This window comes from Piscicoccus intestinalis NBRC 104926, assembly GCF_001515525.1.
Taxonomy (GTDB): domain Bacteria; phylum Actinomycetota; class Actinomycetes; order Actinomycetales; family Dermatophilaceae; genus Kineosphaera; species Kineosphaera intestinalis.
The window spans coordinates 28,218-40,121 of record NZ_BCNQ01000004.1 but is presented as its reverse complement, the minus strand read 5'-3'; the positions used below and the strand labels follow the sequence as shown (position 1 = coordinate 40,121).

The window sequence follows — 11,904 nt, the reverse complement described above, 5'->3', positions numbered from 1 at the left end:
GACGTCTTCCTGCTCGCGGTCGGCCACCCGTCCGCTATCGACCAGATCAGGAGCAGTGACATGGGTTACACCGGAGATGTCTCTCCCGGCGGACCGAGCGACGTGCGCGAACTCGAGGGCCTGACGATCCGCAAATGCAGCGTCGGCACGATGGACAACAACGTCTACCTGCTCACCTGCACCGCCACCGACGAGCAGCTGCTCATCGACGCCGCCGACGACAACGAGCGCATCGGTGAGCTGGTGCGGGAGGGCTCGGGGCGGCTGCACGCGGTCGTCACCACCCACCAGCACTGGGACCACCACCGCGCGCTGCGCGCCGTCGTCGAGGCGACGCACGCGACGACGTACGCGGGCGGCCCGGACGCGCCGGAGCTGCCCGTGGCCGTCGACGAGACCGTGGAGAACGGCGACGTCATCTCGTTCGGCGCCGTCGACCTGTCGGTCGTGCGCCTGACCGGCCACACGCCCGGCTCCGTGGCGCTCGCGTGGGCCGAGCCCGGCGGCCGCGTGCACCTGTTCACCGGCGACAGCCTCTTCCCCGGCGGCCCCGGCAAGACGAACTCGCCGCAGGACTTCACGCAGCTCATGGACGACCTGGAGAGCCGGGTGTTCGCCGTCTTCGACGACGACACCTGGGTCTACCCCGGCCACGGCGCCGACACCACCCTCGGCGCCGAGCGCCCCAGCGTGCCGGAGTGGCGCGAGCGCGGCTGGTAGCTCTCAGCCCGTCCGGGTAGCCGTCAGGCCACTCGTCAGTGCGCCTGGTCCCGCGCGTCCTCGGTCGCGGGCTGCCCGTGCGCCTCCCCGGTCCGGTGTTGGCGGCCGCCTTCGTGAGCCGGCATGAACTCCTCGGCGACGCCGCGGTACAGCGAGACGGCCATGAGCAGCAGCAGGATCGTGAACGGCACGCCGGTGATGATCGCGACCTGCTGTACCGCCTCCAGGCCGCCCGCGAGGAGCAGCACGAAGGCGAAGAACGCGACGAAGACGCCCCAGATGACCTTCATCTTCGCCGACGGATTCATGTCGCCGTTGCTCGACAGCATGGCGAGCACGAAGGCCGCGGAGTCGGCCGAGGTGATGAAGAACGAGCCGATCAGCAGGATCGCGACGAGCGAGACGACGGTGCTCATCGGGAACTGCTCGAAGGTGATGAACAGGGCGGTGCTGATGTTCTCCGCCACGGCGGCACCGATGTTTCCGCCGTGGAAGATGTCGAGATTGATCGCGGCCCCGCCCAGCACCGAGAACCACAGGAAACACAGCACGCTCGGCACGATGAGCACACCGGCGACGAATTCGCGGATCGTGCGGCCCTTGGAGATGCGGGCGATGAACGTGCCGACCCACATGACCCACATCATCCACCAGGCCCAGTAGAAGAGCGTCCACTGCTGCAGCCATTCCTGGCCGGCACCGTCGGTGAAGGCACCGGACGTGAAGCTCATCGACAGGAAGTTCTGCAGGTAGTTGCCGATGGAGGCGGTGAACGTGTCGAAGATGAAGACCGCCGGGCCCACGATGAGGATGAACACCATGATGAGCGTGAACAGGGCCATGTTGAGGTTACTGAGGATCTTGATACCCCGGTCCAGGCCGGACACGGCCGACGCGAGGAACAGGCACATGACGACGACGATGATCACGACCTGGACGGGAATGCTTTCGGTGATCCCGAACTCGTAGTTGAGCCCGGCGTTGATCTGGGTCGCGCCCAGACCGAACGAGGTCGCCACCCCGAGGGCCGTGACGAAGATCGCGAGAATGTCGATCACGTGGCCGACCCACCCGTTGACTCGCTCGCCGAACAACGGATAGAAGGCGGCGCTGATCATGCCGCGGGCGCCGCGGCGGAACTGGAAGTAGGCCAACGTGAGAGCAACCAGTCCGTAGAGCGCCCACGCATGCAGTCCCCAGTGGAAAAACGTGTACTGCATGGCGAGCCGGCCCGCCTCGATCGAATTCGGCTCCGCGCGCCCCAGCGGCGGGTTCGTCAGGTGCGATATCGGCTCCCCGACCCCGAAGAACACCAGTCCGATGCCCATTCCGGCGCTGAACAGCATCGCCCACCACGACAGCGTGCTGAATTCCGGACGGTCCTCGTCGCGTCCCAGGCGGATGCGCCCGAACCGGCTCATGGCGAGAAACAGCAGGAAGAAGATGAAAAACGTCGTGGCGATGAGGTAGACCCAGCCGAACGAGCGAATGATCGTCTCCAGCGCGGCGGCGTTGAACCGCTGCATGCTGTCGGTGAAGAACACGCCCCAGCCGATGAAGGCCAGCGCGACGGCCAGAGAGGCGAAGAACACCACCCCGACCTTGCCCCTGCGCGGCCCCTCGCGCTCAGCCCGTGCGATCTGGTCGTCGGTTGTCATGAGATCTCCCACCGGTTCATGGCCGGGACGACCGCACAGTCGACCCCGTCGCGGAGCAGCGCTCGACACACCACCGTTCACGGTCGAGGGCCGACGATTCGCGTGCCAGAAAAGCAGCGGCCGACACCCGTGTCAAGGCCCGTCGCCAACCGGCGGGCCTGCGAATTCGCATACGTAGCTGGGCAATTCGGAGGCTGTGTCCGGGGACGATCAGATCGTGAAGCCGCGCGGGAACGGGTCGCTGGGGTCGAGCATGTACTGCGCGGTGCCGGTGACCCAGGCGCGCCCGGTGACGGTGGGGCGGATGCCGGGGCGGTCGCCGACGGTCGTCTCGCCGGCGATGCGGCCGATGAAACGCGAGCCGATGAACGACTCGTTGACGAACGGCTCGTCGACGCCGAGCAGGCCGCGGGCGTGCAGCTGGGCCATGCGGGCGCTCGTGCCGGTGCCGCACGGTGAGCGGTCGAACCAGCCGGGGTGGATCGCCATGGCGTGCCGCGAGTGCTGCGCGGTGGAGCCGGGCGCCTCGAGGTAGACGTGATGGCACACGTTGATGTCGGGATTCTCCGGGTGCCGCACAGGATTCTGTGCGTTGATGGCGTCCATGATCGCCAGGCCGGCGTCGAGCATCCGCTGGCCGTTGCGCCGCTGGAAGTCGATGCCGAGGTCCTCCAGGTGCACGATCGCGTAGAAGTTGCCGCCGTAGGCGATGTCGTAGCGCACCTGCCCGTAGCCCGGCACGTCGACGACCTCGTCGAGCGCGTGGCAGTACGAGGAGACGTTCTCCAGGGTCACCGACTCCGCGTGGCCGTCCTTGACCGCGACCCGGGCGGTGACCAGGCCGGCGGGGGCGTCGAGGCGGATGACCGTCTCCGGCTCGACGACGGGCACCATGCCGGTCTCGACGAGCACGGTGGCGACGCCGATCGTGCCGTGGCCGCACATCGGCAGGCAGCCGGAGACCTCGATGTAGAGCACGCCGTAGTCGGCGTCGTCGCGGGTGGGCGGCTGCAGGATGGCCCCGGACATCGCCGAGTGGCCGCGGGGCTCGCGCATGAGCAGCTCGCGCAGTCCGTCGCGTTCGGCGACGAACCGCTGCCGGCGCTCGAACATCGTCGCGCCGGGCAGCACCCCGACGCCCCCGGTGATGACGCGGGTCGGCATGCCCTCGGTGTGGCTGTCGACGGCGTGGTAGACGACCTGCGAACGCATGCTGTTCCTTTCCTCGGTGAACTGCTTCGGTGAGCTGCTTCGGTGACTCTGGGTGGACTCGCGGCGTGTCAGGCGTCGCTCTCGGCGACGAGGGCGCGCAGCGGCACGGGCGTGGCGACGAGCCGTTCGCTCGCGGGCATCCGCAGCGGCGCACCGGCGCTGGGAGCGTCCGGCCGCGTCGACCGCACCAGGCACTCGACGCCGGCGGCGCACATGCGCCCCTGGCACCAGCCCATGCCGGCGCGGGTCAGCTGCTTGACCTGCCGGGCGTCACCGGCTCCTTCGTCGACGGCGGCCCGCACGGCCCCGGCGGTGACCTCCTCGCAGCGGCACACGGTGGCGTCGTCGCCGACCTGCTCGCCCCAGCGCGGCGGCAGCGGGTGCGCGGTGTGCATCGCAGTGGCGAACGCGCGGTGGGCGGCGACGAGGCGCCGCACCCGCTCGAGATCGGCTGCGCCGGTAACCGGTTCGCGACCGGAGTCGGCGAGCACGGCCTCGGCCGCCAGCTGCCCCTCGCGCAGCGCGAGCACCGCGCCACCGACACCACACACCTCCCCCGCGGCGCTGACACCCGGCACGCTCGTGCGCTGTCCGGCGTCGACGACGACCACCTCGTTGCCGTCCGCGGAGCCGGTCAGCTCGCACCCCAGGGTCACCGCCAGGTCCAGCTGCGGCGCGAACCCCCAGCCGACCCCGACCGTGTCGGCGACGAGCGTGCGCTGCGAGCCCGGCACGACCGCGCCCTGGGCGGACAGCCGGGCGGTCGTCACTTCTTCGACTCGCCGGTCGCCGCGGGCGGCGATGATCGCGGTGCGGGGCCGCAGCGGGATGCGATAACGGGCGAGTTCAGCGGCATACTCGGCGCCCTCGACGAGCTTGCCGGGCACGCCGGACAGCGCGCGAGCCTGCCGCAGCCAGCCGGCGCCTGAGGAGGCCTCGCAGACCGCAGCGACCTCGGCCCCGGCCTGGGCGAGCCCGACGGCCACCGGCAGCAGGAACGGCCCGGTGCCGCCGATGACGACGCGGCTGCCGGCCCGCGCGCCGTTGCCCTTGAGCAGCGCCTGCAGGCCGCCGGCGGAAAACACCCCCGGCAGGTCCCAGCCCTCGAACGGCAGCTGCCGGTCGTAGGCTCCGGTCGCGACGAGCAGCCGGGAGCCGGAGTAGCGGCGGGCGCGCGGCTCAGCGCGGGCATCCCCGCGGTCGACGGCGTGGGCGACGAAGCCGCCGGAGGTGCCGTCCGAGACGGCGGCGGTCCACACCTGGTGGTTCGGCCGGTAGGCCAGCGCGCCGCGCTCCGCAAGCCGGGCCACGGAGTCGGTGAGCGCCGCGTAGGTGCGCAGGTCGTGGTGGTAGCGACGGGTCGAGGAGCGCAGCTCCCGGGCGGCGCCGGGCGCGGGGTGGCGCCAATACTGGCCGCCGAGACCGGGGCCCGCGTCGAGCAGCGTGACCCGCAGGCCGCCGAGGGCGGCGGTGACGGCGGCGGCGAGGCCGGCCGGACCGGCTCCGACAACGAGGAGGTCGGCGCGCTCAGTCGTCATGTCCGGTGCCCTCCTGGGTGCTGACGCGCAGGCCGTCGGCGGCGGGCACGAGGCAGGCGCGTTCGTTGGGGCGGCCGTCGACGGTGACGAGGCAGTCGAAGCAGACGCCGATGCCGCAGAAGATGCCGCGCGGGGCGCTGTGGCGGCGGGTGCTGCGCCACGAGAGGCGCCCGTCGGCGACGAGGGCCGCGCCGACGGTCTGGCCCGGCCGGAACGGCACCGGCCGGCCGTCGAAGCTGAACTCGGTCATCACGTCTCCTTCGCGGTGTCGGTCGCGAACCGGCCGGGCAAAAAGGCGGCGGCATCTCCCCCGGCGGCCGCGTCGACGTCGCCGCCGAGCAGGTGCGCGGCGACGAGCTCGGCGGTGGCGGGCGCGAGCCCGATCCCGGCTCCTTCGTGGCCACAGGCGTGGACGAGCCCGGGCATCCGGTCGTCGGGGCCGATGACCGGCAGGGGGTCGGGGCAGTACGGGCGGAAGCCCCGATAGACGCGCAGCAGCGAGGCGTCGGCGAGCCGCGGGAAGAGGGAGACGGCCTGGGCGGCCAGGCGCGCGGGGGTGCTGGGCAGCATCGTCGTGTCGTAGCCGACGCGCTCGCGGCTGGCGCCGATGAGGATCGTGCCGCCGCGGGTGCTTTCGACGACGCACGAGGTTTCCAGGCCCTCGGTGGAGGCGGCGACGTTCGTCACGTAGTCGGCGGTGTAGACCTTGTGCCGCACCCACAGCGGCAGTGGCTCGGTGACGAGCACGAACCCGCGGCGCGGCAGCACCGGCACCGGCGCTCCGAGCGACTCCGAGACCGCGCCGCCCCAGGTGCCGGCGGCGTTGACGACGGCGTCGGCCGCGACGTCCCCGGTGTCGGTGCGCACCCCGGTGAGCCGTCCGCCGCATTGGAGCGCGCCGACGACGGTGGTGCCGGGCCGGTATCGGGCTCCGAGCGCGCAGGCGTGCCGCAGGATCGCGTGGGCCGCGAGCACCGGCTGCACCTGGGCGTCCTGGGGGTACCAGATGCCGACGTCGAGCTCGGGCGCGAGGTGCGGCTCGAGCTCGTGCACGTCGTCGACGGTCCGGGCGTCCACGCCCGCGGCGGCCTGGCCGTCGGCGAACTCCCGCAGCGCGGGCAGCGAGGCGGTGTCAGGGGTGACGACGACGCCGCCCTTGGCCTCGAATTCGAGTGCGTCGGCGCCGATCTCGAGCGCAAGGTCGCCCCAGAGGCGGCGGCTGACGAGGGCGAGGTCGAGCTCGGGCCCGGGCCCCTTGTCGGAGACGAGCACGTTGCCCTCGCCGCGGCTCGTCGTGCCCGCCCCCACCTGGAGCCGGTCGAGCACCTCGACCTCGCAGCCGGCCCGGGCCAGCGCCAGGGCTGTGCAGGCCCCGATCATGCCGGCGCCGACGATGACTACGCGCATGCTCGCTCGCTCTCGGTTCGCCGCAGGCGAGGCCGCGGGCCCCGCACCCACGAGGTGCAATATTCCATAGCGGCGCGGCCGCTCCGCAGTGGGTCGGTCACGAACGTCCCGCCTCAGACGGCGAGCGCCAGACGCAGTGCGTCGTAGATCGCGGCGTGGATGTTGCGGCTGGTGACGGCGTCGCCGATGCGGTACAGCCGGTAGGCGCCGTCGGGATTGCGGACGACCTCCTGGGGCCGCCCGGCGATGAGCGCGTCGTGGTCGACGGCGCCGCCGTTGATCGACCCGGCGACGAGTTCGGTGTAGAGGTCGTCCACCGGCAGGGTGCCGTGGTCGACGATGACGTGGTCGACCTCGCGGGTGATCTCGCGGTCGGCGTACTCGCTCCACAGCGTCGCCTCGAGCCGCCCGTTCGGGCTCTTGCGCACGGCCCGCAGGTAGTACGGAAGGCTCAGGCGCACGTCGTGTTCGGCGAACAGCTTCAGGTAGGCGGGCGAGTTCATCGAGCCGACGTCGACGCCGATCGTGCGTTCCGGGGTGACGTACTCGACGCGGCAGCCGCGTTCGAGCAGGGCCTCGACTGCGTCGAGCGCCTGGTGGCCGCCGTGGTCGTCGAAGAACAGCACGTCGCCGGACGGCTTGAGGGTGCCGTCCAGCAGGTCCCACGTGTCCCGCACGAGGGTGGTTCCCTCGGCGGGCACGTCGGAGTTCGGCATGCCGCCGGTGGCGACGAACACGACGTCGGGGTGCATGGCGAGCACCTCGTCGGCCTCGGCGTAGTGGCCGCGTTTGATGTCGACGCCGTGATGCCGGGCCTCGGCGAACCGCCAGTCGACGATGCCGAGCAGGTCGCGCCGGTGCCGGGAGCCTTGCAGCATGCGCAGCTGCCCGCCGGGGGCGTCGGCGGCCTCGAGGAGCGTCACGTGGTGGCCGCGGGCGCCGAGCACGCGGGCGGCTTCGAGGCCGGCCGGACCGGCTCCGATGACGACGGCGCGCTTGGCGGGACCGGAGTCGGGCTCGATCTCGTGCGGCAGCAGCGCCTCGCGGCCGGTGGCGGGGTTGTGCACGCACTTGGCGTCGCCGGAGGCGTAGATCGCGTCGAGGCAGTAGTTGGCGCCGACGCACGGGCGGATGCGGTCTTCCTCGCCGCGGGCGATCTTGCTGACGAGGTAGGGGTCGGCGAGCTGGGCGCGGGTCATGCCGACGAGGTCGAGCAGGCCCTCGCGCACGGCGTGGCGAGCGGTGGCGACGTCGGCGATGCGCGAGGCGTGCATGACGGGGATGTCGATCTCGCTCTTGATGGCGCCCGACCAGTCGAGGAACGGCGCCGAGGGCTGCCCCATCGACGGAATCACCTGGGCGAGAGTGTGGTCGCTCTCGATGGACCCCTTGATCGTCGAGAGGAAGTCGACGCCGTCGTCGATGAACGCGCGCAGGGCGGTCATGCCCTCGTCGCGGGGCAGCGCGCCGGGCCGGTCGTCCTCGACCATCATGCGGATGCCGACGATGAACTCCGGCCCGACGGCCTGCCGCACGGCGGTGACGACCCGGCGGGGAAAGGCGAGCCGGTGGGCCAGGTCGCCGCCGAGTTCGTCGTCGCGGCGGTTGGTGCGCGGGGAGAGGAAGCTGTCGAGCAGGTGCCCGGCGAGGTAGAGCTCGATCCCGTCGAGCCCGGCCTCGCGACAGCGCTGCGCGGCGGAGACGTAGTCGTCGACGATGCGGTCGAGGTCCCAGTCCTCGGCGGCCTTGGGGAAGGCGCGGTGGGCGGGCTCGCGCACCGGGGAGGCCGAGACCATCGGGAGCCAGTCGCCCGTGTAGCTGGAACTGCGCCGACCGAGGTGGGTCACCTGACACATGAGGCCGGCACCGGCGTCGTGCACGTCGTCGGCGATCGCGCGCAGCCACGGGACGATCTCGTCTTTGTACAGCAGCAGGTTGCCGAACGCGGGCGGGCTGTCGGGGGCGACGACGGCCGAGCCGCCCATCATCGTCAATCCGACTCCCCCGCGGGCCTTTTCGCGGTGGTAGAGGCGGTAGCGGTCCTTCGGCATGCCGTCCTCGCCGAACGCCGGCTCGTGGGAGGTGCTGACGATCCGGTTGCGCAGGGTGAGGTGGCGCAGGTGGAAGGGCTGGAGCAGGGGGTCGAGGTCGGGCAGTCCCATGGGGCTCTCTTCGGAAGGGTGTTGCGCGGGGCCACCGCGTCGTCGTCATTGACGATCGCTTGGGCGGCTGTTTCGCATCGCGGGTCGATTCACGATGCGGTTCTACTTGATAACGGAACCAGCCGCGGACTCGACCTGTCAAGGGTTTCGGAGTGCGCGGTCAGCCGCGCTTGGGGTGCCCGTTGCGTTCCGAGAGGCGGGCGGCGGCAGCACGAGCGTGCGTGACGATGGTCGGCACCGCCTGGGGGGCGATGCGGGTGCTGGGCCCGGAGACGGTGAGCGCGACGAGCATGCGCCCCTCGAGGTCGCGGACGGGCACGGAGACGGCGGACAGGCCGGGCGTTCGTTCCCCGTGTACGACGGCGAAGCCCTGGTCGCGCACGGCGGCGAGCTCGGTGGCCAGCGCCTGCGGGTCGGTGATGGTGCGGTCGGTGTAGCGGGCGAGCGTCGGCAGGAGGCGTGTGACGGACTCCGGCGATTCCTCGGCGAGGAACAGCTTGCCCGAGGACGTGGCGTGCAGCGGGGAGCGCTGCCCGATCCAGTTGATGGCGCTGATGGGGGCGGGACCGGTGACCTGATCGATGCTCAGCACGGCGTCGCCGTCGAGGATGGTCACGACGATCGTCTCCCCCACCGCCTCGGCGAGTTCTTCGCAGATCTGACGGTCGAGGACCGGCCCCCCGCGGCGCCGGGTGGCCCCGGCGGCGAGCTGCAGGATGCCGTCGCTGAGCGAGTAGCTGCCGCGGGTCTCGTTCTTCGCGACGAGGCCGCGCGCCTCGAGGGTGGCCAGCAACCGCGAGACCGTCGACTTGTGCAGGTCGAGATTGCTCGCGATGTCGCTGACCCGCACTGAGCCACCTCGGGCGAGCACCTGCAGGATCGAGATCGCTCGATCCACCGACTGCACCGATGCGTCCCGCGATTCGCGACTTTCCACCATGCGAGACAGGGTATCGAAGCCGTGCGTCACCGACATCGGGACGCGCGGTGCTATCTCCGAGCCGTCCGGCTCGGCGGTCGGCGTTATCCGGCGCGTGGTCGGTTGCCGATGGGGGTGCCGTCGGCTCTGCTCCACCGGACTTGGCCGTCGACCACAACCCCGACGAAGCCGTACCGGTGCACGACCGTGTGGTGATGTCGGCAGAGCAGCGCTGTGTTGTGGCGGTCGGTGGGGCCGCCCATGAGCCAGCTGATCAGGTGGTGCCCGTCGCACCAGGCCGGTGGCATGGAGCAGCCCGGGAAGGTGCATCCGCCGTCTCGCATGGCCAGGTAGGTGGCCAGTGCCGGTGTGATCAGGCGTTTTCCACGGCCGAGGTCGAGGGGTTCGGGCCCGGTGCCGAGGACGGCGGGGATGATCTGCGCATCGCAGGAGAGCACCCGCACCTGGCCGGGGGTCAGGGTGTGCCCGAAGGCGGTGGTGCCGCAGTCGTGGTTGTGGTCGGTGCGGAATCCGGTGCCGCCGGTGTGTTCGCGATGCTTGCGCACGAGGTCGGCGAACAGGCCGGGCAGGGCCTCGGATTCGAGGCCGGCGACCAGGTCGGCGAGCTTGATGGTCACGACGACCTTGGCCTTGGAGCCGGTGCCCGGAGTGTTCTTGTCCGGAACCGCGGCGTGCGCGGCCAGCGCGACGAGCGCGTCGGCGCGGCGTTCACCCGCGGTCCGCAGGTCGGGCTCGGGCTTACCGGCGGCCGCCGGGTCCGTCGCTTCGGCCCTGTCAACCGCGTCAACCGCGTCAACCGCGTCAACCGCGTCAGCCGCGTCAGCTGTCGCTGGCTTAGTGGGCCTCGGCGCGCTCAGGGCGTTGATCGCGGCGATCACCGTCGCGGCCGACGCGGCGTCGAGCCGCACGCGGCCTTCGTACATCCCCGTCCGCGGATTGAGCGTGAGTTCGGTGAAGTCGCGCCGGTCATACCGGCGCTCCCGCTCCAGGTATTCCTGCTCGGTGCCGTACTGCCCGATGATCGCTCTTCCATCGCGGCCAGTTCCCGCCGGTTCACCCCGTGCGCAGCCAACCGAATGAGCGCGTCCATGACCCCGTCCCAGGAGGTCACGGCGATCGACCCCTGCAACCGCCGATAGGTACCGGCGAGCAGGTCTGCAGCTTCGATGGTGACCCGCCCCTCAAGAACGGCCTCCCGTAGCGGCGCCGCGTCCTGGCGATCGCAGATCCGCGCCAGCGCCCCCAACGCCCGAGCCCGGCTGGGCGACACCGGTACCCCGGCTTCCACGTGCGACTGCTGCACCCATGCCGGCACCCGCGGATGATCGGACTCCGCGATGACGCCGCGGTTCTCGGCCTCCAGCACGACCGCCGCCTGCGCGGCGCACGCCGCGGCCACGGCGCCGGCGGCAGCAGCGGCCAGCTCGGGCAACTCATCCGACCCGACCCGCGACAACAGCCCCGGCAACCCCGACAACGCCGCGCGGGCCGCCTGAACCTGCCCCAGTAGCGCCTCCCCCACAGGCTGGGCCACCCCGCCTCCCGACACATCGACGCCACCGGCCGGTGCCGCAGCACCGCCGGAAAAGTCGCCCATCGGAGAGGAATGCATGCTCATAGAATATCGAACTATTGTTCACTGGCCTATCCCTCCATCGCGCGAAGAACCCTGCGCCACAGGCGTATTCAAGGCAGTTCCGTGGGCTGCGAATAGACCTCCCTCACAATGGAATTCACCCAAGGAAGAGATTGTGAGATAGGTCACTTCACGACCACTGAAGGGCGGCCCTGGTCGACCACCACAACGGGCAGCAGGGTGCCAAACTCCCCGACTGCCCTCCGTAGTAGCGCCCCGAGCCCGACCTGCACGAGATGCCCGAAGCACTCCATCGTGGTCGCCGACATGCGAGTTGGCGGGCGGCACCCGCGTGTCAAACACACGCGCAGTCGGCCCCGGTACCCGCGATCGTTTCACCATTTCGGCTATCGCGTCGCGGGTTCGTTTTCGCGGCAGCCTCCTGGCCTGCGGGTTCGCTGGCCGACCCCCGGGGAGGCTTCATCGGGATCGTCGATATGGCGAATTCTCCGCGGGCACCCGTCCGAGTCGGAGGCGTAGCGGCCTCGGGACGTCGGCGAGCATTTGAGGTGGGGGTCGAGCGTCGGCTGTGGCGCCTGCCCGGCCGCGCCCGGGGTTGCTGTGCTCGGTATGTGGGTGAGCACCCGGCCAGGAGTGCCTGCCTGACCGCGCGCCTGCCTGGCCGCGCCCG

The 11,904-nt window shown here is 71.2% G+C and carries 10 protein-coding genes; 1 reads left to right on the top strand and 9 read right to left on the bottom strand.

Annotation, left to right across the window (positions count from 1 at the left end):
- Positions 1-60: 60 nt before the first annotated feature.
- The gene (locus PINTE_RS01740; RefSeq protein ID WP_068425359.1) at positions 61-720 is read left to right on the top strand and encodes an MBL fold metallo-hydrolase; all 660 of its coding nucleotides are present in this window, start codon (positions 61-63) and stop codon (positions 718-720) included.
- 35 nt (positions 721-755) lie between these two features.
- On the opposite strand, the gene PINTE_RS01735 is transcribed toward PINTE_RS01740, so the two are convergent.
- From PINTE_RS01735 to PINTE_RS24110, 9 genes are all read right to left on the bottom strand, one after another.
- Positions 756-2,378 (bottom strand): glycine betaine uptake BCCT transporter, encoded by a 1,623-nt coding sequence (locus PINTE_RS01735; RefSeq protein ID WP_084343096.1) that lies wholly within the window; start codon positions 2,376-2,378, stop codon positions 756-758.
- 210 nt (positions 2,379-2,588) lie between these two features.
- Positions 2,589-3,590 (bottom strand): proline racemase family protein, encoded by a 1,002-nt coding sequence (locus PINTE_RS01730; protein WP_068425355.1) that lies wholly within the window; start codon positions 3,588-3,590, stop codon positions 2,589-2,591.
- 68 nt (positions 3,591-3,658) lie between these two features.
- Positions 3,659-5,128, bottom strand: coding sequence for an FAD/NAD(P)-dependent oxidoreductase (locus PINTE_RS01725; RefSeq protein ID WP_068425354.1), 1,470 nt, complete (start codon positions 5,126-5,128; stop codon positions 3,659-3,661).
- A complete protein-coding gene (locus PINTE_RS01720; RefSeq protein WP_068425350.1) occupies positions 5,118-5,378 on the bottom strand; it encodes a (2Fe-2S)-binding protein in 261 nt (86 codons plus the stop codon). Before PINTE_RS01720 ends, PINTE_RS01725 begins: the two co-directional genes overlap by 11 nt.
- The gene (locus tag PINTE_RS01715) at positions 5,378-6,535 is read right to left on the bottom strand and encodes an NAD(P)/FAD-dependent oxidoreductase (RefSeq protein ID WP_068425347.1); all 1,158 of its coding nucleotides are present in this window, start codon (positions 6,533-6,535) and stop codon (positions 5,378-5,380) included. Before PINTE_RS01715 ends, PINTE_RS01720 begins: the two co-directional genes overlap by 1 nt.
- 113 nt (positions 6,536-6,648) lie before the next feature.
- Positions 6,649-8,697, bottom strand: coding sequence for an NADH:flavin oxidoreductase (locus tag PINTE_RS01710; RefSeq protein ID WP_157087025.1), 2,049 nt, complete (start codon positions 8,695-8,697; stop codon positions 6,649-6,651).
- 160 nt (positions 8,698-8,857) lie between these two features.
- Positions 8,858-9,637, bottom strand: coding sequence for an IclR family transcriptional regulator (locus tag PINTE_RS01705; protein WP_068425473.1), 780 nt, complete (start codon positions 9,635-9,637; stop codon positions 8,858-8,860).
- Between the two features lie 83 nt (positions 9,638-9,720).
- Complete coding sequence (locus PINTE_RS01700; RefSeq protein WP_245642743.1) at positions 9,721-10,560, bottom strand: HNH endonuclease signature motif containing protein; 840 nt, start codon at positions 10,558-10,560, stop codon at positions 9,721-9,723.
- Positions 10,512-11,249, bottom strand: a complete 738-nt coding sequence (locus PINTE_RS24110) for a hypothetical protein (RefSeq protein WP_245642742.1) — start codon at positions 11,247-11,249, stop codon at positions 10,512-10,514. Before PINTE_RS24110 ends, PINTE_RS01700 begins: the two co-directional genes overlap by 49 nt.
- Positions 11,250-11,904: the final 655 nt, after the last annotated feature.

What these genes read in the sequence shown, in the direction of transcription:
- PINTE_RS24110 (WP_245642742.1), bottom strand. Translation starts at nt 11,249, where the DNA reads ATGCATTCCTCTCCGATGGGCGACTTTTCCGGCGGTGCTGCGGCACCG.
- PINTE_RS01710 (WP_157087025.1), bottom strand. Translation starts at nt 8,697, where the DNA reads ATGGGACTGCCCGACCTCGACCCCCTGCTCCAGCCCTTCCACCTGCGC.
- PINTE_RS01735 (WP_084343096.1), bottom strand. Translation starts at nt 2,378, where the DNA reads ATGACAACCGACGACCAGATCGCACGGGCTGAGCGCGAGGGGCCGCGC.
- PINTE_RS01725 (WP_068425354.1), bottom strand. Translation starts at nt 5,128, where the DNA reads ATGACGACTGAGCGCGCCGACCTCCTCGTTGTCGGAGCCGGTCCGGCC.
- PINTE_RS01700 (WP_245642743.1), bottom strand. Translation starts at nt 10,560, where the DNA reads ATGTACGAAGGCCGCGTGCGGCTCGACGCCGCGTCGGCCGCGACGGTG.
- PINTE_RS01715 (WP_068425347.1), bottom strand. Translation starts at nt 6,535, where the DNA reads ATGCGCGTAGTCATCGTCGGCGCCGGCATGATCGGGGCCTGCACAGCC.
- PINTE_RS01740 (WP_068425359.1), top strand. Translation starts at nt 61, where the DNA reads ATGGGTTACACCGGAGATGTCTCTCCCGGCGGACCGAGCGACGTGCGC.
- PINTE_RS01730 (WP_068425355.1), bottom strand. Translation starts at nt 3,590, where the DNA reads ATGCGTTCGCAGGTCGTCTACCACGCCGTCGACAGCCACACCGAGGGC.
- PINTE_RS01720 (WP_068425350.1), bottom strand. Translation starts at nt 5,378, where the DNA reads ATGACCGAGTTCAGCTTCGACGGCCGGCCGGTGCCGTTCCGGCCGGGC.
- PINTE_RS01705 (WP_068425473.1), bottom strand. Translation starts at nt 9,637, where the DNA reads ATGGTGGAAAGTCGCGAATCGCGGGACGCATCGGTGCAGTCGGTGGAT.